The 19896-nt window shown below is 68.0% G+C and carries 18 protein-coding genes; 5 read left to right on the top strand and 13 right to left on the bottom strand.

Annotation, left to right across the window (positions count from 1 at the left end):
- Window positions 1-21: 21 nt before the first annotated feature.
- Window positions 22-444, top strand: coding sequence for a DUF2382 domain-containing protein (locus tag KMW22_RS04585; RefSeq protein ID WP_221088844.1), 423 nt, complete (start codon window positions 22-24; stop codon window positions 442-444).
- A 61-nt stretch (window positions 445-505) separates the two neighbouring features.
- Here the strand turns inward: KMW22_RS04585 and asnS are convergent, their stop codons facing one another.
- From asnS to KMW22_RS04545, 8 genes are all read right to left on the bottom strand, one after another.
- On the bottom strand, window positions 506-1843 hold the full coding sequence (gene asnS, locus KMW22_RS04580) for an asparagine--tRNA ligase (RefSeq protein WP_221088922.1): 1338 nt from the start codon (window positions 1841-1843) through the stop codon (window positions 506-508).
- Window positions 1844-2558: 715 nt separating this feature from the next.
- Entirely contained in the window at window positions 2559-4352 is a 1794-nt protein-coding gene (locus KMW22_RS04575) for a chitinase (protein WP_221088843.1), read from the bottom strand.
- A gap of 283 nt (window positions 4353-4635) precedes the next feature.
- Complete coding sequence (locus tag KMW22_RS04570) at window positions 4636-5259, bottom strand: cyclodeaminase/cyclohydrolase family protein (protein ID WP_221088842.1); 624 nt, start codon at window positions 5257-5259, stop codon at window positions 4636-4638.
- Between the two features lie 435 nt (window positions 5260-5694).
- A complete protein-coding gene (gene tpiA / locus KMW22_RS04565; RefSeq protein WP_221088841.1) occupies window positions 5695-6429 on the bottom strand; it encodes a triose-phosphate isomerase in 735 nt (244 codons plus the stop codon).
- Window positions 6430-6511: 82 nt separating this feature from the next.
- Complete coding sequence (locus KMW22_RS04560) at window positions 6512-7684, bottom strand: phosphoglycerate kinase (protein WP_221088840.1); 1173 nt, start codon at window positions 7682-7684, stop codon at window positions 6512-6514.
- A gap of 93 nt (window positions 7685-7777) precedes the next feature.
- A complete protein-coding gene (gene gap, locus KMW22_RS04555; protein WP_221088839.1) occupies window positions 7778-8770 on the bottom strand; it encodes a type I glyceraldehyde-3-phosphate dehydrogenase in 993 nt (330 codons plus the stop codon).
- A gap of 128 nt (window positions 8771-8898) precedes the next feature.
- On the bottom strand, window positions 8899-9348 hold the full coding sequence (locus KMW22_RS04550) for a hypothetical protein (RefSeq protein WP_221088838.1): 450 nt from the start codon (window positions 9346-9348) through the stop codon (window positions 8899-8901).
- 4 nt (window positions 9349-9352) lie between these two features.
- Entirely contained in the window at window positions 9353-9892 is a 540-nt protein-coding gene (locus KMW22_RS04545) for a YceI family protein (RefSeq protein WP_221088837.1), read from the bottom strand.
- 279 nt (window positions 9893-10171) lie between these two features.
- On the opposite strand from KMW22_RS04545, the gene KMW22_RS04540 reads away from it, so the two are divergent.
- Together KMW22_RS04540 and KMW22_RS04535 are read left to right on the top strand one after the other, a co-directional pair.
- The gene (locus KMW22_RS04540; RefSeq protein WP_221088836.1) at window positions 10172-10489 is read left to right on the top strand and encodes a hypothetical protein; all 318 of its coding nucleotides are present in this window, start codon (window positions 10172-10174) and stop codon (window positions 10487-10489) included.
- Between the two features lie 98 nt (window positions 10490-10587).
- Window positions 10588-12621 (top strand): hypothetical protein, encoded by a 2034-nt coding sequence (locus KMW22_RS04535; RefSeq protein WP_221088835.1) that lies wholly within the window; start codon window positions 10588-10590, stop codon window positions 12619-12621.
- Between the two features lie 274 nt (window positions 12622-12895).
- On the opposite strand, the gene chrA is transcribed toward KMW22_RS04535, so the two are convergent.
- Genes chrA through KMW22_RS04520 form a run of 3 tightly spaced genes read right to left on the bottom strand, consistent with a single transcriptional unit; the run spans window position 12896 to window position 15243 of the window.
- Window positions 12896-14128 carry a chromate efflux transporter gene (gene chrA / locus KMW22_RS04530; RefSeq protein ID WP_456236883.1) on the bottom strand — a complete coding sequence of 411 codons (1233 nt, stop codon included), beginning with the start codon at window positions 14126-14128 and terminating at the stop codon, window positions 12896-12898.
- Window positions 14112-14783 carry an MIP/aquaporin family protein gene (locus KMW22_RS04525; RefSeq protein WP_221088834.1) on the bottom strand — a complete coding sequence of 224 codons (672 nt, stop codon included), beginning with the start codon at window positions 14781-14783 and terminating at the stop codon, window positions 14112-14114. Before KMW22_RS04525 ends, chrA begins: the two co-directional genes overlap by 17 nt.
- A gap of 1 nt (window position 14784) precedes the next feature.
- On the bottom strand, window positions 14785-15243 hold the full coding sequence (locus KMW22_RS04520) for an arsenate reductase ArsC (RefSeq protein WP_221088833.1): 459 nt from the start codon (window positions 15241-15243) through the stop codon (window positions 14785-14787).
- Window positions 15244-15574: 331 nt separating this feature from the next.
- Between KMW22_RS04520 and KMW22_RS04515 the strand changes: the two genes are divergently transcribed.
- Entirely contained in the window at window positions 15575-16981 is a 1407-nt protein-coding gene (locus KMW22_RS04515) for an aspartate kinase (RefSeq protein WP_221088832.1), read from the top strand.
- A 305-nt stretch (window positions 16982-17286) separates the two neighbouring features.
- Here the strand turns inward: KMW22_RS04515 and KMW22_RS04510 are convergent, their stop codons facing one another.
- Window positions 17287-17994 carry a phosphatase PAP2 family protein gene (locus tag KMW22_RS04510; protein WP_221088831.1) on the bottom strand — a complete coding sequence of 236 codons (708 nt, stop codon included), beginning with the start codon at window positions 17992-17994 and terminating at the stop codon, window positions 17287-17289.
- A gap of 393 nt (window positions 17995-18387) precedes the next feature.
- Here KMW22_RS04510 and KMW22_RS04505 point away from each other — a divergent pair, with 393 nt between their 5' ends.
- Complete coding sequence (locus KMW22_RS04505; protein WP_221088830.1) at window positions 18388-18549, top strand: hypothetical protein; 162 nt, start codon at window positions 18388-18390, stop codon at window positions 18547-18549.
- Between the two features lie 94 nt (window positions 18550-18643).
- Here KMW22_RS04505 and KMW22_RS04500 read toward each other — a convergent pair whose 3' ends face one another.
- Window positions 18644-19888 carry a M12 family metallopeptidase gene (locus tag KMW22_RS04500; protein ID WP_221088829.1) on the bottom strand — a complete coding sequence of 415 codons (1245 nt, stop codon included), beginning with the start codon at window positions 19886-19888 and terminating at the stop codon, window positions 18644-18646.
- Window positions 19889-19896: the final 8 nt, after the last annotated feature.

Genomic DNA, 19896 nt, shown 5'->3' with positions numbered 1-19896 from the left:
CGCCCTCCCCACTTCCTTCTTATGACAGAGGAACGAAAAGTCCGCCGCGCCCTGCAGGGCGTGATTGAGCTGCGTGAAGAGCGCGCCGAGATTCAGAAGGTCCGTGAAGAGACGGGCCGCGTTGTCGTTCGCCGCGAGCGCCGTGTACGCGAGGAAACCGTGCGTGTGGAGCTGGTCACTGAGGTGCTGGTGGTGACCGCGCAGGAGGGTTCTCCTGGCGTCCAGATCGGCACCCGTACCCTGGCCCCCGGCGAAACGTACGAGGTCCTCCTCTACGACGAGCGCGCGGTGCCCGGCAAGGAAACGGTCGTGGCCCAGGAAGTGCGCCTCTTCAAGGACACGCTGGTGCGCGAGGAAACCGTGCCCCTCCAACTCGCCTACGAGGAGCTGGTCGTGGACGAGCGCATGGTGGACCAGGGCCGGATAGATCCGCCCCAGTCCTGAGGCCCTACACCAGAAAAGAGCCCCTGGCCGAACTCGCCAGGGGCTCTTTCCATGCTTCGAATCAGGGGCGCATGCGCGTGAGCATCCGGGGGAAGGGAATCGCCTCACGGATGTGGTCAATGCCGGTGATCCAGGCAATCACGCGCTCCAGGCCCATGCCAAAGCCCGCGTGCGGCATGGAACCGGTGCGGCGCAGGTCCAGGTACCATTCGAAAGCTTCCAGCGGCAGCCCTTCGTGCTCAATGCGGCCCTTCAGCAGCTCGTAGTCGTGAATGCGCTCGCTTCCGCCGATAATTTCGCCGTAGCCTTCCGGGGCGATCATGTCGTCGCACAGGGCCACGCGGGGGTCCTCGGGATCAGGCTGCATGTAGAACGCCTTGATGGCCGCCGGGTAGCGCTCAATGATCACCGGGCGGTCAAAGTGGTGCCCCAGAATCGTCTCGTGCGGCGCGCCCAGGTCGTCGCCCCACGCCACGGGCTGCACGTCGGCCTGCACGTTGGTGGGCAGGTCGCCGCTTTCGATGTGCGCCCGAATAATGTCCAGTGCCTGGGTGTAGGTCACGCGCGGGTAGTTCCCTTCGGCGGCCCCGGCCAGCTTGCTCACGTCGCGGCCCAGCAGCTTCAGCTCCTCGGCGCATTCCTCCAACGCCCGGCGCACCAGGAAGCTCACAAAGCGCTCCTGCAGCGCCATGTTCTCGGTGTGGTTGCTGGGGGCCACTTCCGGCTCCACCATCCAGAACTCCAGCAGGTGGCGCCGGGTCTTGCTCTTCTCCGCGCGGAAGGTGGGGCCGAAGGTGTACACCTTGCCAAAAGCGAACGCGCCCGCCTCGGCGTGCAGCTGCCCGGTCTGGCTCAGGTAGGCCTTGTCTTCACCGAACAGGTCAATCTCGAACAGCTCGGTGGTGCCTTCAGCGGCGTTGGGGGTAAAAAACGGCGCGTCAAAGCGGATGAAGCCCTCGCCGTGGAAAAAGTCCACGATGGCGCGCTGCACGCAGTCGCGCACCCGCATGATCGCCCAGGGGCGGCGGTGGCGCAGCCACAGGTGGCGGTGGTCCATCAGGAACTCAATGCCGTGTTCCTTGGGCGTGATGGGGTACTCGGCGTGGTTCTCGCTGATCGGCGTCAGGCCACGCACGCTCAGTTCCACCCCGCCCGGGGCCCGCTCATCGGCGCGCACCTCGCCAGTCACGGTGACGGCCTGTTCCTGCGTCAGGCGCTTGGCCTGCTCGAACACGTCCTCGGTCACGTCACCCTTAAAGACCGTGGCCTGCACAAAGCCGCTGCCGTCGCGCAGCTTCAAAAACTGAATCTTGCCCTTGCCGCTCTTGTCGGTCAGCCACGCGTGCACGGTGACTGTCTGGCCCACATGCTGGGGCAGCTCGTGAATGTTGGAAAACATGCTCATCGGCGCTCAGTATAGGCAGAGTGGGTTGTGGGGCCCCCTTGGGAAAGGCGGAGCTGCGGGTGCGGGGTGGGCCCAGGCCCGGTCCGATGAGCGCAAGAAACGGTCTTCCTTCTGCTGTTCACTGCGCTTTTTTCCACTTCTGGGCGGCGCCCTCACGCTGGTGCTGGCGTTGACCAGCCGGTACGACGGCTTGCACCCCGGAGAGCTGCAGGACCGCTGGCCCCTGGGGGCCGCCACAGTCCTGGGCTATACCTATGCCGTGCGCCCACCGCGTCCTGGCCCAGGCGGATCACCGGGTGGCTACGGGGAGAGGTCAGGGTGGGCCCGCGCCGCCGCCAGACGTTCGTGCAGCCCAGAGCCATTGAAGACATGGCGCTTCCCGTGCCAGCTGATCACCTCTTACCCGCAGGCGAATAGGAAACGGCGGCTCTGTTTACGCAGGCGGCTGGAGCACTTTTTCTGGTGGAGAGCGAGGTGCCTGTGCGGATCAACCCCACTTCCCTGCACCGCTCGGGCGATCTGCAGGTGGTGGCTGCCGATGCCCTGGCAACCCGCGCTGGTCAGGTGGGTTTCGGCGTGATCGGTCTTGTTATTGGGGCGCCGTTCTTCGGAGTGGGGGCACTGCTGATCTGGGCCGCGTTCACCGCCCTGTACATCTGGGGCAGGCCACGCCAGGGAATCGGCGTGGCCTGCCCTTCCTCCCTGTTCTTCAGGGCAGCGAATTCAGGAATGGCCGGTGCGCCCCCGAGAAATTCAGGCCGTCGGCACGGTCCCAGTTAATCGACCACGTCATCAGACCGCGCAGGGCCGGGGAGGTGGCCCCCGGGCGATAGGTGTTGCAACCCGTGCCGCTGGTCAGGCAGGTCACGGCGCGCTGCACGTCGGCCGGGGTGGTGTACCCGCTGCCCGCTGAGCGCGTCCCTGAAGGCAGCCCTATCGCCACCTGATCGGCCCGCAGGCCCGGGAAGCGCTTGGCCGGGTTGCCGCCCAGGTTGAAGCCGGTGAGCAGCATATCGGTCATGGCCACATGGAAATCCACGGTGCCGGGCGTGTAGGTGCGGCCATCGGTGCCCACCAGCGAACCGGTGTTGTAGTGCTGCACATGCAGCGTGGTCAGGTCGCTGCGCAGGTTGTGAATGAGCGGCAGGTACGCGCCCCAGATGCCGCCGTAGCTGGACAGCCCGCCCTGCACGTAGGCCGTTTCTGGCGCCATGGTGAGGATAAAGTTCGAGCCAAAGCGCGCCTTGAGGCTGCGCACCGCGCTGATCAGGTTCACGATGGCGGGCGTGGTGGGGTTGTTCAGATCCGTGTCGCCGGGGTTCAAGGCCAGCGACCCGCCTTCCAGATCAATGTCCAGGCCGTTCAGCCCGTAGCGGGCGATGATGTCGCCCATCGTGCGCACAAAGTTGTCGCGCGCCGCCGCCGTGTTCAGTTGAATATGCGCGTTGGCCCCGCCCAGGCTGATGAGGACCTTCTTCCCTTTGGCCTGCTGCGCGCGAATCCCGGCGATAAAGTCCGCCTCGGTCTCGGCATTGGCGCCGCAACTTTGCGGGGGGCACAGCTCAAAGGCCACTTCACCCTCCGCGCCGCCGGGTTTGTTCTCGGCAAACGACAGGTTGATCACGTCCCAGGCGGCATTGACATCCTTCATGCGGATGTAGCCGCTGCCGTTGTCGAAGTTATGCCAGTATCCAAAGAGGGCGTGCTTGGGCAGGCCGCCGCTGGTGGGTGGGGGTGGCGGGGGCGGGGTGGTGCCGGAGATATTGACGGTGACCGACGCTGAAGCCGACTTGGTATTCCCCGCCGCATCAAACGCTTTGGCCGTATAGCTGCGCGTGCCGTTGTTCGCACTACTGACCGTCTCCGTGGCGGTAAACGGCGCCGTCGTATCGGTACTGAGCAAGGTTGAGTCCTGATAGAACTCCACCTTTGTCACGCCCACGTTATCGCTCGTTGTCGCACCCAGACTGACGGTGCCTGCACTCGTCACTGTGCTTGGGCTCGCGGTCAGGCTCACCGTGGGGGCGGTGGTGTCACCCGTGGGGGGTGGAGTGGTGGTGCCAGAGCAACTCGCACCATTCAAGGTACAGGTGTTGACGCCGCTCAGTTGACCGGTGCCGTCGTAGCCGATGGTGACACTGCCGCCGGCGGGAATGGTGGCGCCGCCCCAGCTGTTGGGGGTGATGGTGTACAGCCCCGTGCTGTCCTTGGCGATGCTGCCCCCCGCACCCCAGACGGAAGCGCCCGCAGCGGCATTGCCATTGAACTTGAACTTCAGGGTCCAGCCGGTGATGGGCGTGGTGCCAGGGTTGCGCAGGGTGATGCGGCCAGTGAAGCCCGTGTCCCACGCCCCCGTGCTGTCAAACGTTGCTGTCAGCCCCGTGGCCTGCGCCTGCAGGACAGGTTGGCGCCCCGCCACCTGCGGGGTCTGAGAGCCGCAGGCCCCCAGCACCAGGGCCAGCGAAACAAGAGCCGCCACACGTCCAGAACGGAACAGAGTCATAAAACCTCCTCCTGGGCCACGGCTGGCACAGGCAAAACAGAAAAGATGGGACCGTTCTAGAAAATCACAACCACGCTGGCTGTAAAGTGTGAAAATAATTTCCGATCTAGACAATGCGGCTCGGCTGGCGAAGCGTTGACCCCGCTCGGGTCATGCCCTTCGCTCGATCAATTGACCTGGGCGGGACACAAAAAACGCCTCTCGCATCAGAAATCGCTGTGACGGACGCCTTACAGAGATCTGCTGCATAGGGCTCGCTGGACTCTGCCGTCCTTTCATTGATTTACCCTGTGCTCGCTGCCTCCCGGAGGCGCTCGGCGCAGCTGTCCAGCGTGGCCTGCGCCCGCTTCAGCCCCTGATCTTTCAAGCGGTCGTGCTCCGCCTGAATAGCCTCCCGGGCATCGGCAGCGACATGGGGCAGGTTGATTTCCACCGTCAGCAGCGCGGCCAGCAAGGCGCCTTGCAGCAGGCTGGCCCCGGCCCCCACGTCGCTTACCACTTCTTGGTGAACGGCGAGGGCCAGCGCCTGCGCCGTGTCCAGGCCTTCCACGATGACCCGGGCCAGAGTGAGTGGCACCTGCATGGCCGCCTCGCCCGCTGCCTGCAGCGCCTCTGGTCTCTGGGGGTCGTCTGTAGAGAGGTGACTGGCCTCCACGTACTGCCCAAAGGCCTGCACGTCCTCATCGGCGAGGGCCTGAAGGCGCTGTCGCAGCGCCGTGACCTGCTTGAGCGCATCGTCCAGTCTTGCTGAGGCCCCTTTCTTCTGCGAGATGCCCACCGCCATGCTCAGCAGCGCGGCGCCGAAGGCTCCGGTCACGGCCGCTGTCGCTCCACCGCCGGGCGTGGCCTCGGCACTGGCCGTGGCGTCCAGAAGGTCTGCTGCCGAGCGTGACCACAGGGAAGACATGCCGACACTGTAGTGGAAGGTCAGCAGTCCCTACCTTGCTCTGAGGATAATTTGGGGTGGGCCAGGATGCAGAATCAGGCGTCAAAAACCCCAATCAATTTCGCGCTCTTGGTTTGTTAGAGCTTCTGAAGGTGGGCAGCAGGGAAAGACAGGGCAGGAGAGGCATGCCAGTAATCGCAAATTGAGCTGCGCCGTCAGTTAGCCTCTTGATGGCAGATCCCCCGCTGCTCTGTAGACTTGTGGGCGCTGAAGGCGTGCCTGGCTTCCGCTCAGTGGTACAAGCTCCCTTACCACTTTAGAGTGGGCCGTCATCAGGAGAGAAATGGCTAAAGCTCTGCCAGAGAACAAAAAATTCACGCGCCGGTAAGATCGTGAATATAATCACTAGCGATGAAGAAGATCTGGGTCTGGACGCTACCAGACCCAATCTCGCCTTTAACCCTTAAGAGCGTCGTTCATGCCCAGCACGTCGGCCACCTTCAAGCTGGCGCCGCCCACCAGGGCACCATTCACATTCGGCTTGGCGCAGATGCTGGCGATGTTGTCCGGCTTGACGCTGCCACCGTACAGCACGCGAATCTCGTCGGCGTCGCTGCCGTAGCGGGTGGTCAGGGCCTCGCGGATGGCGGCGGCCAGCTCTTCGGCGTCGTCGGCGGTGGCGGTTTTGCCGGTGCCAATCGCCCAGACCGGTTCATAGGCGATCACCACGTCGGGGCCCACGCCGCTCAGGCTGCCGTCCAGTTGCGCCAGGGTGTAAGCCACATGCTCGCCGCGCTCGCGCACGTCCAGCCCCTCGCCCACGCAGACAATGGGAATCAGGCCGCTGAGCTGCGCCTGCTTGGCCTTGGCGGCCACGGCGGCGTCGGTTTCGCCGTGGTACTCGCGCCGCTCGCTGTGGCCCACCACCACGTAGGTGGCCCCCACGTCTTTCAGCATCGCCGCGCTGATTTCGCCCGTGTAGGCCCCAGCCTCATGCGCCGAGACATCCTGCCCGCCAAACGCCACGCCCGCCGGCAGGTTGGCTGCCAGCGTGCTGAGGGTAATCGCGGGGGCCATGACCGCCAGTTCGGCCGGGCCAGGGGAGAGCTTTCCCGCCAGTTCCTGGGCCCAGGCGCGGGCCTCGGTGGGGGTCTTGTTCATCTTCCAGTTCAGGGCCAGCAGGTTTTGCATAGGTGCTCCGTTCAGCAAGGGAAAAGAGAGGGCGCGCTGGGGGGGAAGGCATGCACGGCCTGCTGTGCGCCCCCAGTCGCTTTTAGCGCATGGCCTCCACACCGGGCAGGGCCTTGCCTTCCAGCAGTTCCAGGCTGGCGCCGCCACCCGTGGAGATGTGGTCAATCTGGTCGGCCTTGCCGCTTTTGTTGATGGCGCTCACCGAATCGCCGCCGCCCACGACGGTATACGCCTGATCTTTCAGGCTGCCCACCGCCGCCGCCACTGCGTTGGTGCCCGCCGCGAACCTCTCGAATTCAAAGACGCCCATCGGTCCGTTCCAGAACACGGTTTTGGCGCCTTCCAGGGCCCGGGCGTACGCCTGCTGGGTGTCCGGGCCAATGTCCAGGCCCATCCAGCCCTCGGGAATCTGGTCGGCAGGAACCACCTTGGTCTCAGCGTCGGCGGCAAAACGGTCGGCGGCCACGGCGTCGGTGGGCAGCATCAGCTTGTCGCCGTAGGTGTCCAGCAGTCCCCGGGCGTATTCCACCTGGTCGTCTTCCACAAGGCTCTGGCCAATCTGGCCGCCGCGCGCCTTCAGGAACGTGAACATCATTCCGCCGCCGATCAGCATGCGGTCCACCTTGGGCAGCAGGTTTTCAATCACCTTGATCTTGTCGCTGACCTTGGCCCCGCCGATAATCACCACGTACGGCGACTGCGGCGACTCGATCAGGCGCGACAGGGCGTCCACCTCGGTCTGCAGCAGCAGGCCAGCGGCGTGCGGCAGTTGCCCCGCCACCCCGCTGACACTGGCGTGCGCCCGGTGCGCGCTGCCAAACGCGTCCAGCACAAAGGCGTCGCCCAGCTGCGCCAGCTTCCCGCTCAGGGCCGCGTCGTTTTTTTCCTCGCCTGCACTGAACCGCACGTTCTCCAGCAGCGCCACCTCGCCCTCGCCCAGGGCCTGCACCGCCGCCAGGGTTTCGCCGCTGTCCGCTGTGCCCGCAATGAACTTCACCGGGCGCCCCAGCGTGCTTTCCAGCACCGCCGCCACAGGCGCCAGGGAATACTTCTCTTCGGGCCCGTTCTTCGGACGGCCAAAGTGGCTCATCAGAATCAGGTTGCGCGCACCCGCGTCCAGCAGGGCCTTCAGGGTGGGCAGGCTGGCGGTCACGCGGGTGTCGTCCTGCACCACGCCGCCGCTGACCGGCACGTTGTAATCCACGCGCACCAGCACGCGTTTACCGCGAACATCAAGTTGGTTCAGAGTCTGCATGTCTTCTCCCAGCCAATGGTGCATGGCAAATGGCAGATGGCCCAGGACTCGCCCCTTGCCATCTGCCATTCGCTTTCTGCCATTGGCGTCGCTTTAGCCTTTTTGCTGAACGAGTTGCACCAGATCCGCAATGCGGCTGCTGTAGCCCCACTCGTTGTCGTACCAGCTGAAGAACTTCACGAGGCTGCCCATGGCCATCGTCAGGCCGCCGTCAATGATCGCGCTGTGGGGATCGCCCACGATGTCGCTGAGCACGATGGGGTCTTCGGTGTAGGCGATGATGCCCTTGTGGCTGCCTTCAGCGGCGGCCCGGAACACCGCGTTGACTTCCTCGGCGGTCACGTCGCGCTTGAGAATCACGACCACGTCGCTGATGGAGCCCGTGGGGGTGGGTACGCGCAGACTGGTCCCGTCGAACTTGCCCTTCAGCGCGGGGTACACCTGCGACACGGCCTTGGCCGCGCCCGTGGAGGTGGGGATGATGTTCACGGCGGCGGCGCGCGCGCGGCGCAGGTCGCTGTGCGGCAGGTCCAGCACGCGCTGGTCGTTGGTGTAGCTGTGCACCGTGGTCATGATGGCTTTCTCGATGCCAAAGGCCTCGTCCAGCAGCTTCATGGGCGCGCCCAGGGAGTTGGTGGTGCAGCTGGCGTTGGAGATGATGTGGTGCTGCGCGGCGTCATAGTCGCCTTCGTTCACACCCAGCACCACGCTGATGTCCTCGCCCTTGGCAGGCGCCGTGATGATGACCTTCTTGGCGCCGCCCTGGATGTGCTTGCCCGCGCCCTCGCGGCTGGTAAAGATCCCGGTGGACTCAATGACGATGTCCACGCCCATCTCGCCCCACTTGATGTTGGCGGGATCGCGCTCGGCGAGCGCATGGATCTTCTTGCCGTTGACCGTCAGGCTCTCTTCGTCGTACGCCACCGTGCCGTCGAACTTGCCGGCGGTGCTGTCGTACTTCAGGAGGGTGGCCAGCGTCTTGTTGTCGGTCAGATCGTTGATGGCGACCACTTCAACGCCGCGCGCTTCCAGGACACGAAACACCAGACGACCGATGCGGCCGAAGCCGTTAATCCCTACTTTCATGTTGTGCCTCCAGTCGTGAGGGGCCCCCCCAGATGGGGGAGGGGGTCACCTCGCATGTGGCAGTCTACCGCCTGATTTCAGACACGAAGTTCGTGTCCTCTGGACACCAAGGGATTTTTAGACGCAGTTCAAGGCAGGGTGGAGGGGGATGGGGCCTCTTTGTGCACCACCACGGTCGTCCGGCGGGTCAGGTGCCAGGGGCCATACTCGAAGGTGGTTTCCAGCACGTAGCGCCCGTCTGGAAGATCGGTGACCTCTGGTGGAAACCCGCTCAGCGGCGTGCCCCAGCGCGGCAACAGCAGAACGTCATGGGCACTGCCAGCGCACGCCACGTCCTCCCGGAAGGCCGATACATCCTGTCCCCCAGCCGTCAACAGACGGTGGCGCACCGCCCCGCAGCCCAGCTCCAGCGTCACCGCGCCCGGCCCCAGGTTCACCACCCGCGCCCGAATGTTGTCCCAGGTCAGCGCTGAAACGGGCGACTTCACGAACACAAAGAGCGTGAGGTGCACGGGAGCGGGCGTGGCCCCGGCCCACCCCAGGCCCAGCGCCAGCAGCGCGGCCCACAGGCGCCGCACGCTTTTACCCCTTATTCAGCGTGAACGACACGTCCACCGTCACCGAATCGCTGCTGCCCGGGTAACGCACGTCGTAGTCATAGGGGTTGAACTTGAACTGGGTGCTGACGTTCACCTTGCCGCCCTGCAGCGTGGCTTTCACCGGCACGCTGACGGTCTTGGTGGTGCCCTTGACCGTGAGTTTGCCGGTGGCCGTGGTCGCCAGCGTTTGGCCCTCCACCAGCCGCCCGCCTGTCAATTTCTCCAGGGTAAAGGTGGCGTTGGGGTACTTGGCGGTGTGCAGGGCATTTTCGCCCTTGGCGTGGCTGTCACGCAGGCCAATTCCGGTCTTGAGGTTCACCACCGGCACCCGCACCGAGCCGGTGGTGGCCGCCAGATTGGCTGGGTCCAGGTCCACGGTCGCGCTGACCCCAGCGATGGTGCCGCGCACCGGAATAAAGCGCACCGTATGGGTAAAACTGGCGGTGCCGTCGTCGGCGCGGTACCCCACTGCGCCCACTGTGCCTGCCAGGACTGCCGCCCCCACCGCCCAGAATCGTTTCATGTCGTCCATTGTGCCTCCCCGCCGTGAAGGCCGAGTGAAGTCCAGGGGCCGGAAGCAGAGGGCCAACTGAAAGACCTCGCCCAGCGCGTTTTTTGCGCCGCCACACCGTACCCCGCCTCACCCGCTTCACCTCCCTGGCCACCTGACCCTCCGTATAAAACTTCATCTGAAGGTGCGCCGCTGACAGAACTCTGTGTCAGGGCCTTTTCTACGCTGGGGGCACTCCGCGTTGCCTGACCCCCCCCGGGGCCCGGACACGCATCCCTCACGGAGGCCCCTATGAAGCGAGCCCTGACTCTGTTTGCCCTGATCCTGCCGTCTGTCGCCTCGGCGGGCAGCGGTTCGGTATCCCTGAACTTTCGCGTCAGCGTGCAGGCCGTGTGCCAGCTGCACAGCCAGAGCGCCGAGCAGATCACCCTGCGCTGCACCCGCAACTTTGTGCCCGCCGACCCCCACGCGCTGCCCGAACTGGCCGGCAAGCTGCCCCTGGCCACCCTGCGCCTGAGCACCACCAGCCCCTACAGCGGCGGCGGCACCCTGAACACCTACGCGCTGGAGCGTCCCAGCGGCGAAAGCGGCGAACTGATCTTCTACTAAAGCCCTTGGCCGCCGGGCGCCGGTTCCCACGAGAGGGGGCCGACGCCCGCCTCCATTTTGGGCGGCGCCCTGTCCGGGAACACGCTAGACTGTTCCGGTTGACGATGAGTTCCGACCACCGCGACGCACCCCTTGTGCTGAGTGTCCTGGGCAGCGTGCACCTTCTGCGCGGCGGCGAACGTCTCGCCGTGTCCCGTAAGGGCCTGACCCTGCTGGCCTACCTGAGCCTGGAAGCGCAGCCGCTGCACCGCGAAACGGCGGCGGCGCTGCTGTGGCCCCAGAAGGGCGGCCTGCAGAACCTGCGCGTGGAACTCTCGGCCCTGCGCCGCGTGGGCGTCTCGCTGGGCCCGGCGCGCTCGGCCCTGCTGCAGTCGGCCCTGCCCACCGACCTGGACCTGTGGGAAGAGGCCCTGGCCCCCGAACTGGACCGCTGGCTGGGCGCCCTGGGGCCCGCGCCGCTCTCGGGCCTGGACGATTCGGGCCACCCCGCACTGGCCGCGTGGCTGGAGCGCCAGCGCGCCGCCCTGCACACCCGGGTGCGCCGCGCCCTGCGCCGCCGCCTGGACCAGGAACCCCCCGCCCGTGCCGACGAGGCCCGGCGCCGCCTCGCCAGCCTGGGCTGGTCCCTGGACCCCGCCCCCGAACCCGCGCCGACGCCCCCCGCCCTGGACGCGGCCCTGGCCCCGGTGCTGGCCCGCGCCCGCCACGAGGTGCAGGCCCTGATCTACACCGGCCGCGCCGCCAGCGGCCGGGGTGAATTGCTGGGCAGCGCCCTGCGCGCGGCTGGCTGGCACGCGGTGGGCGTGACCGCCGTGCCCTCGGTGGCCCACCTGCTGGCCTCTCTGGTGCTGCAACTGCGCGAGCACCTGCCCCCCTCCCTGCAGACCGAAGCCGACGCCCTGCTAAGCAGCAGTGCGGGCCCCGAGCGCGATCTGGTGGCCCTGTGCCAGTTGCTGCTGCGCCTGGGGCAGCCGGTGGCCTTTGTGCTGCGCGGCGCCGAGAGCCTGACCGAAGACACCGCCCGCGCCCTGGGCTTCATGCTCAACTGGCCCGCCCCGCTGCTGCTGGCCCTGATCACCACCCCGCAGGGCGAGCGCCGCGTGCGCGCCCACCTGGGCAGCGCCGCCGCGCCGGGCCGCCTGACCACCGCCGAACACCCGCCCCTCAGCCCCGCCGCTGTGGCGGCCCTGCTGCCCGCCGAATGCGCCCTGGCCGCCGTGGAGGTGCTGCGGCAGTCTGAAGGCTGGTGGCCCGCCGCCCGCGCCCTGGCCGCCACTCCCGACCTGGGCGTGCGCCGCCGCCTGGACCCGGCCCTGCGCACCCTGTTGTTTGCCGAACTGCGCGCCGCCCTGCCCGACCCCGACCGGCTGGCCCCTCTGGCGGCTCTGCCGGCGCCGTTTGCTCAGGCCCAGGCCCTGACGGTGCTGGTGCAGGAGGGCGCCACGCCCCCCGAAGCCGAAGCCACCCTGCGCGAGGCCCTGAAGGGCGGCCTTCTGGAACGGGTGCCGGCGTCCTTTCAGGCGGCCCTGGCCCTGGACCGCCCGGTGCGGCCCCTGGACGGCGAGCAGCCCCTGGCGTTTGCCAGCGAACTGCAGCGCGCCACCCTGGCCGGGCTGCTGGACGCCTCGGCGCGCACCCGCCTGCGGGCTTCTGTGCCGCAGCCGCTGGCCCTGGCCGGCCCAGCGCGGCCCTGGCCGACTCACCCCCTCACCTTGGATCTGGACGTTCCGCCGCTGCACCCCGAAGGCGGCCTGCGCCACTTGGGCTTTGGTTACCACCTGCTGCAGGCGCCCGGCGGTTTCACGTTCCTGCGCTGCGGCCTCCCCGAGCACCACGCCCCCGAACTGGCCCTGCAGGTGGGCCCGCCCCCGGCCCCCCGCTGGCACTGGCAGCTGGCCGTCCGCGTTTTGCGCCGCGATCCCCAGGCCCACCACCGCCCCTTCGCTCTGCGGCTGCAGCGCCCCGGTGAGCCCGCCCCCGAGGTGCTGGTCCCCACCCTGTCCGAAGGCCAGTGGGTCCAGCTGTCCGGCACCGGCGAGGGCTTCCTGCTAGAGGTCCTGTGCGCCGGCGCCAACGTGGCCCTGCAGGTCGCAGACCTGACCCTGAGTCCCACCCCCGACGGGTCGTCTTAGGATCTGCACTTCGCTCTGAGGTGTGGGTGGAGTGCCCTGGAGCAGAGGGTCTTCAAAGTGCGGATTTCCAGGAAGTGGGTTTGGCCAGCGCCGCAGGTCGAAGACATCCAGACCAGAACGGGTGATTCTGACCGTGGCGGCTCTTTCCACTCTGGGTCAAAAGCACCCCTCAACGCCGCCCATCTTGCTGTCTTTGACTTCGTTCGCCCCAGAGCTGCTGATGGGACTCCTCTGGAGACCACGATCACCACAGGCAGCCCTCTTTTGCCCGCCGCTACAGCATCCACCCCACCAGCGCCCCCAGCCCCACCACCAGCCAGGGGGGCATTCGCCCATGTTCCAGCGCCGCAAAGGCCACGAGGACCACAGCGAAGTCCAGCGGCGAGCGCACCGCCGCCGTGAACACCGGCGTGTACAGCGCCGCAAGCAGCAGCCCCACCACCGCTGCATTCACCCCCTGCAGCGCCGCCTGCGCGCCCGGGCGCGTGCGCCAGCGGCCCCAGAAGGGCAGGGCGCCCGTCACCAGCAGGAAGGCCGGCAGAAAGATAGCCCCCAGCGCCAGGCCCGCTGCCACCAGCGGCGACAGTCCCACATTGGCCACCGCGCCCAGGTACGCGCTGAAGGTAAACAGCGGCCCGGGCACCGCCTGCGCAGCCCCGTAGCCGGCCAGAAAGGCGTCGGGCGTCACCCAGCCGGGCGGCACGACCTCGGCTTCCAGCAGCGGCAGGACCACGTGGCCGCCCCCAAACACCAGCGCACCCGCGCGGTAAAAGCTGTCCACCAGGCCCAGCACTGGACCGCCCACCACCTCCCGCAGCAGAGGCAGGCCCAGCAGCAGCGCCCCAAACAGCCCCAGGCAGGCCGCCCCCACCCGCCGCGACAGGGCCAGCGGCCACGCCGTCTGCGGCGGCGTCTCTTCCCGGGCCGCCCCCCGGTTCAGAAACCGCCAGCCGATCAGCCCAGCGGCGCCCATCAGCAGCACGGGTGTCAGGGCCCAGGGGGCCAGCAGCGTCACGGCAGCGGCCCCCAGCGCCAGCAGGGCCCGGGGCCGGTCGGGCGTGAGGCTGCGCGCCATGCCCAGCACCGCCTGCGCCACCACCGCCACTGCCACCAGCTTCAGGCCGTGCAGCCACCCCGCGCTGTCCAGGTCGCCCGCCGCGCGCACCCCCAGCGCAAACAGCACCAGCAGCGCCGCGCTGGGCAGGGTAAACCCCAGCCACGCCGCCAGCGCCCCCGGCAGCCCCGCGCGCTGAATCCCCAGGGCCATGCCCACCTGACTGCTGGCCGGCCCCGGCAGAAACTGGCACAGCGCCACCAGTTCGGCGTAGCTGGCCTCATCCAGCCAGCGGCGGCGGTGCACGAATTCCTCGCGGAAGTACCCCAGGTGCGCCACCGGCCCGCCAAAACTGGTCAGGCCCAGCCGCCCAAAGACCAGCAGCACCTCCAGAAAGGTGCCCCTGGTCTGCTCCGGTGCCCCAGGGCCCAGGCCCTCAGCCGGCAGCGCCACGGTCCACCACGGCCGGGGCAGCCAGAGGCGCCCGGTTCTCCAGCCTCCGGTGCACCCCCGCTGCCAGCACCGCCCCCAGCGCGGGCGCCGCCCAGTACAGCCAGTGTGCGGCCCAGATGCCGCTCACCAGCGCCGGCCCAAACGAGCGCGCCGGGTTCATGCTGGCTCCACTGACCGGTCCCCCGATGGCCGCCGCCAGGGCCACCACCCCGCCCACCACCCAGGGTCGCCCCGAGCGCAGCGCCGCCAGCAGCAGGCAGAAGCTTAGCCCCAGTTCCAGCGCAAACGACAGCCCCACGTGCCCCGCCGGCACCGTCACCCCCAGGTCGCCCACGCGGCCCAGCAGGGCCAGGAGCACCAGGGCCCCCAGCGCCGCGCCCGTCAGCTGCGCCGCCACATACGGGGCCACCCACGCCCAGGGAAAGCGCCCCGCCAGTGTCAGGGCCAGGGTGGCCGCCGGGTTGATGTGCGCGCCGCTGACCGGCCCCAGCGTGGCCAGCACCCCCACCACGGTGAGGCCGAAGACCAGCGCCACCCCCAGGTGCCCCAGCGCGCCCGTCTGCGCGTGCACCACGGCGGCCCCGGGCCCCAGCACCACCAGGGCAAAGGTGCCCACCCCCTCTGCCACCGCCGCGCGGGCCAGGGAAGGCGCCACCTCAGGCCACCGGCACGGCGGGGCTGTCCACGTAGCTGGGCGGCGCGGCCTGCCCCGCCTGCAGGGCCTGCACAAACGCCTCAAACTGCAGCTCCAGCTGGTCACGCACGGCCCGCCAGCGGTCGAGGCTTCCGCCACTGGGGTCCACGAACGGATAGTGCCGCCGCTCGGTCTGCCCCGGATACACCGGGCACCCGGCGGCCGCGCTGTCGCACACCGTCACCACGTAATCAAAGCGCTGGGCGTCCGGCACGTCCCACAGCGTCTTGCTGGTGTGGCCCGAGAGATCCAGGCCCAGCTCGGCCATCACCACGGCCGCTTCCGGTTTCACGCGCGTGGCCTCGGTGCCCGCTGAATGCACCTCCAGGGCCAGCCCCCGGCGCGCGGCGGCGCGGACCAGCGCCTCGGCCATCTGGGACCGGGCGGAATTGTGGGTACACAGAATCAGGACGCGCGGCACGGCGGCACCCTAACACACCGGGTGAAAGGGGTGTGTCAGCCCCTGGCGCTCTAGGAACAGGGCCAGAAGCAACGCGCCTCCTGGCCGGAACAGCAGCTCGCAGGTCAGCGCGGAGGTGATGGTTTTCCTGCGTTCCTCGGTGTTCACTGGCCCTGCCTCGCGCACACTCCTCCCCGCCACTTGGTCCAGCCGCACGTCCACAGCACCCACGGACGGCTCGCCCTGCGCCATGAGCCGTGCTGCTCATCCACCCAGGCCCTTCACGCCGTTCGCGCTGCGCTGCCCAGACGCCACTCCACCCGCTGCCCCAGGCACGCGGCATACTCTGGGCATGGGTTACGAGCTTCTGGTCATGAAATTCGGCGGGACAAACATGCAAGACGCCCGCGCCGTGCGCCACAGCGCCTCGCTGGCCGCGCGCAGTATCCGCGAGGGCGTCAAGGTGGTGGTGGTGGTCTCTGCCATGGCGGGCGTGACCAACAGCCTGCTGAAACTGGCCGACGCCGCGCAGTCCGGCGACATTGCCAGCGCCAACGACGAGATTGCCCTGATGCGCACCCGGCATTTCACGGCCGCTCAGGAACTGGGCGCCGCCCCCGACAGCGCCGTGGTGCGCGAACTGCGCGAGATGCACGAAACCCTGCGCCAGGCCGTGTACGGCGTGTACTTGCTGCGCGAACTCACCCCGCGCTCGCGCGACCTGATCGTGGCCTTTGGCGAGCGCCTCTCGGCGCCCCTGATGAGCCTCGCCCTGGAACAGGGTGGCCTGCGCGCCCACCACCTCACGGGCGGCGAGGCCGGCATCCTGACCGACACGCACTTTGGCAACGCCAAGCCCCTGCCCGGCACTTACGAGCGCGTCAAGGACCGCCTCAGCGGCCTGCTGGCCGCCGGGGTCACGCCCGTGGTGGCCGGTTTCATGGGCGAAACCGACAAGGGGGCCATCACCACCCTGGGCCGGGGCGGCACCGATTTCAGCGCCACCATCGTGGGCAAGGCCCTGGGCGCCGATGAAGTGTGGGCCTGGAAGGACGTGGACGGCGTGATGAGCGCCGACCCCCGCGTGGTCAAAGACGCCCGCAACATCGAGGTTCTGAGCTACGGCGAGGTGATGGAGCTGGCCTATTTCGGCGCCAAGGTGCTGCACCCGCTGGCGGTCACACCTCTGCAGGAAAGTGGGATTCCCCTGCGCGTGAAAAGTGCCGCCGACCCCGACTTCCCCGGCACCCTGGTGCAGGCCGAACCCCGCGATGAGGCCGGGCACCCGGTCAAGGCTGTGACCGCCATTCGCAACGTGAGCATCATCAACGTCAGCGGCGCCGGCGTGCTGGGCATCCCCGAGGTGATCGCCAGCGTCTTTGACGCTATTGCCCGCGAGAACGTCACCCTGCTGATGGTCTCGCAGAGCTCCTCCATGAGCAACGTCTCGCTGGCCGTGCAGACCGCCGACGCCGAGCGCACCCTCTCGGCCCTGCGCGCCGGAGTCAGCCTGGAACTGCAAATCGAGGAACAGCCCGGCGTGGCCGTGCTGGCCATCGTGGGCAGCGGCATGCGCGGCCAGCGCGGCGTCTCGGCCCGCATGTTCACTGCGCTGGCCGCGCAGGACGTGAACATCCTGATGATCTCCCAGGGCAGCTCCGAGCTGAACGTCTCGGTGGCGGTGGAGGGCGGGCATGTGGACACCGCCACGCGGGCCGTTCACACGGCGTTCGACCTGGGCCAGAAAGTCCAGGCTTGAGGGCAAAGGGGAGGGGGGAGCTGCTTTAGAGGCCCCCTTTTCTTCTGGGGACCTCGCCGGGTGCGTGGTGGTGCGCGCTCCTGAAAGCAGAACTGCGCTCCGGCCCCCTTCGCACCGAAGACGGCCCCGTCCACGCTGGTTTTCAGCTCTGAGCCGAACTCATACAGCAATCTAAGTCAGTAAGCGAAACAAAAAATTCACGCGCTGGCAGAATCGTGACACTTTTCACTTACTATAGCCGAGAAGTCAGGAGGGCCCTCGCCGCGCCCGCACAGCAGGGGAGAAGGGCCGCCACCTGGCCCCCATTATTCCCGAGTATCGTGCTGCCCTGCCGGAGAACGGCGCAGCGAGGGCCAGCGCCGAACCATCAGCAGGCGCAGGCCCACCACCCACGCCACACTGGCGGTCATCCCCGCCAGCACATCGGACGGGTAATGCACGCCCAGGTAATTGCGGCTGGCGCCCACGGTCACGGCCCAGACCAACCCAAACGCCGCCACCGGCCACCCCGCCCGCGAGCGCCAGAACACCAGGGCCAGCGCCATGCCAAACGCCGCATTGGCCATCGCGTGCCCACTAGGAAAACTGAAGCCGGGTTCGGCCAGCACAGCGGTCAGTTCATCGGGGCGGGGGCGCTGGAACACCACCTTGGCCGCCACGTTCAGCAGGGTCGCGCCCAGCACGCTGAGCAGCAGAAACCAGCCGTGCGCGCGCCCGCGCCCTTCATGCCAGCTGCCCAGCAGCCACGCAATGGCCAGCGTGATAAAGGGCAGCACCTTCACCCCGGCCACCTGCGCCAGCGTTTCGGCCGCGCGGGTCAGGCCCGGGGTGCGCTGGGCGGCGTACCAGTTCAGCACCGCCTGGTCCCAGGCGAAGCCCCCCTCGACAAAGATCTCGTGGGCCAGGTGCGTAAAGAGCAGCAGCGGCGCCATCACGCCCAGCAACAGCAGCAGCAGGGAGCGCCAGCGCTGCAGAAGGAAGGGCACAAACTCGTGGCGCAGTCGGGCGAGCATCTGCCCATTACAGGCGCTGGGCGCCCCCGCGTGCGTTGCCCGATGCTTAATACGGACTGCCGTCCATGTCCGTCACATCTAGAAAAGAGCTGGATGTTCCCCGCCTTCGGCGCTGTGCCAGTCCAATTCCCGGAAATCCGTCCTTTTTCCTGCTCCCTCTGCTGCGCAGCTGGGTCAGTCCGGTCGGAAAAATTCCGTAACGGCTTACGGAATTTTTCGGAAGCCATATAACCCAGCCCCGGTGGCTTAACGCCGCTACGAAGAATGGCGCACTGGCCGCTGAGCCAGGTGCGGCATGTGCTGCCCCCATGCTAGGGCGCACTATAAGGGCCACAGACGCGCGCCACCACGGGCTGCCACCGGGGCAGCGGCGCCGCCGACAGGACCCCCACCATGCTCGACCAGCACCCCCACCTCTGGCGCGCGCAGGCCCTGCTTGACGAAGCCGCCCAGGCCCGCCTGGCCCGTCAGGCCGCCCGCGCCCAGCCCAAAGCCCCCCTGCTGCGCCTGCCCCTGAACCTCCGCGCCCTGCTGCACCGCCTGAGCCCCGCGTGACGGGCCGCGCCCCCACACCCGCCAACGCAGAAACGCCAGCCGCCCCCCTTCCCAGTGAAGAGGGGCGGCTCGCTGTTGGGGCCGTGGGCGACCTTTACTTCGTCTCGGTCAGACTGTACGTTCCGCTGCCGCTGTAGCTGTAGATGTACCAGCGGTAGGTGCCCGCCCCAGCCGCGTAGCTGACCGTCTCGGTATTGCCGGGGCTGGTGCTCTGGGCCACCGTGCCCCACGCCGAGCCGGACCAGCGCTGCAGGTACAGGTCAAAGTCGCTGCCCGCCGGCCCGGTGAGCGAGCCCTTCAGCGTGCCCCCCGCGTACGAGAAGCCCGAGGAGCCCGGCTGCACCGTGGCGGCGCCGCTGTTCAGTGTGCCGGTGTAGGTGCGGCCCGTGGTGGGGGGCGGGGTGGTGCCGCCCGGGTAGATGGCCTGCAGCGCGAACAGGTCGCCCCGGCTGAGTTCCGAGACCTTGCCCAGGTTGCTCGGCGAGCCGTTGTAGGTGCCCACCGGCTGGCTGCGCGCGTAGATGTACGGCGGGAAGTAGTTCATCACCGAGTCGTAGTCGTACGGACCGTGGGTGTAGGCGTTGCAGGTCTTGCCGAAATTGGTGGTGTCGCCCACGTAGGCGCTGCCCACCGTAATGTAGTTATCGCGGTCACAGCGCTGGTGCTCGTGGTGAAAGCCCGAGGCGTGGCCCATCTCGTGAATGATGGTGCTGTTGTTAAAGCAGTTCGGCGCAATGGTCAGCGGCTGCGTGCCCCCAATGGCCCCCACGTACGACGACCCGCAGCCGCCGCCCCCCACCACGAACTCCACCTTGTTGGCGGCGTTCGGGTTCCAGACCCAGCGCAGGGTGGTGCCCGCCTGCGCGTTCCAGCGTTCCACCGCCGCGTTCACCGCCGCCACCTGCGTGGCCGTCAGGGCGCCCTGCTTCCAGAAATACGGCACCGTTTTGTTCGCCCAGTTGCCGCCACCCGCCGCAAAGCGCGAGAGGCTCTGGGTGCCCAGGCTGCCGGCCGGCGCCTTGTCCAGGCGTGCGAGCACCTGCGCGGCGTCCTCCGAGCGGCCCAGCAGCATGTCGCCGTCCACCACGATATGGCCGCCCACGTTGCGGTACATCAGGGTGGTGCCGCTGCGCAGCGTGATTTCCACGGCCGCCTCCTGCGACAGGCGGGCGCGCGCGGCGGCGTCCAGGGCCGCCAGCGGCGTTTCGCGCAGGTCCACGCGGAAGGTGGGCCCCCCTTGCAGGTTCAGGGCCGCGCTCTCGGGCAGCGGCGTCTGCCCGGCACAACCGGCCAGCAGGGCAAGAGTGGTAAGCGGCAGGAGGGCAAAAGTGTGCTTCATAGAGGTCT

The sequence above is a fragment of the Deinococcus aquaedulcis genome, from assembly GCF_019693445.1.
GTDB lineage: Bacteria > Deinococcota > Deinococci > Deinococcales > Deinococcaceae > Deinococcus > Deinococcus aquaedulcis.
Note: the sequence above shows the minus strand (reverse complement) of the source record. Positions and strands in the feature narration are given on the sequence as shown.

What these genes read in the sequence shown, in the direction of transcription:
- asnS (WP_221088922.1), bottom strand. Translation starts at nt 1,843, where the DNA reads ATGTTTTCCAACATTCACGAGCTGCCCCAGCATGTGGGCCAGACAGTC.
- KMW22_RS04540 (WP_221088836.1), top strand. Translation starts at nt 10,172, where the DNA reads ATGAAGCGAGCCCTGACTCTGTTTGCCCTGATCCTGCCGTCTGTCGCC.
- KMW22_RS04585 (WP_221088844.1), top strand. Translation starts at nt 22, where the DNA reads ATGACAGAGGAACGAAAAGTCCGCCGCGCCCTGCAGGGCGTGATTGAG.
- KMW22_RS04575 (WP_221088843.1), bottom strand. Translation starts at nt 4,352, where the DNA reads ATGACTCTGTTCCGTTCTGGACGTGTGGCGGCTCTTGTTTCGCTGGCC.
- KMW22_RS04505 (WP_221088830.1), top strand. Translation starts at nt 18,388, where the DNA reads ATGCTCGACCAGCACCCCCACCTCTGGCGCGCGCAGGCCCTGCTTGAC.
- tpiA (WP_221088841.1), bottom strand. Translation starts at nt 6,429, where the DNA reads ATGCAAAACCTGCTGGCCCTGAACTGGAAGATGAACAAGACCCCCACC.
- KMW22_RS04570 (WP_221088842.1), bottom strand. Translation starts at nt 5,259, where the DNA reads ATGTCTTCCCTGTGGTCACGCTCGGCAGCAGACCTTCTGGACGCCACG.
- gap (WP_221088839.1), bottom strand. Translation starts at nt 8,770, where the DNA reads ATGAAAGTAGGGATTAACGGCTTCGGCCGCATCGGTCGTCTGGTGTTT.
- KMW22_RS04510 (WP_221088831.1), bottom strand. Translation starts at nt 17,994, where the DNA reads ATGCTCGCCCGACTGCGCCACGAGTTTGTGCCCTTCCTTCTGCAGCGC.
- KMW22_RS04500 (WP_221088829.1), bottom strand. Translation starts at nt 19,888, where the DNA reads ATGAAGCACACTTTTGCCCTCCTGCCGCTTACCACTCTTGCCCTGCTG.
- KMW22_RS04560 (WP_221088840.1), bottom strand. Translation starts at nt 7,684, where the DNA reads ATGCAGACTCTGAACCAACTTGATGTTCGCGGTAAACGCGTGCTGGTG.
- KMW22_RS04545 (WP_221088837.1), bottom strand. Translation starts at nt 9,892, where the DNA reads ATGAAACGATTCTGGGCGGTGGGGGCGGCAGTCCTGGCAGGCACAGTG.
- KMW22_RS04515 (WP_221088832.1), top strand. Translation starts at nt 15,575, where the DNA reads ATGGGTTACGAGCTTCTGGTCATGAAATTCGGCGGGACAAACATGCAA.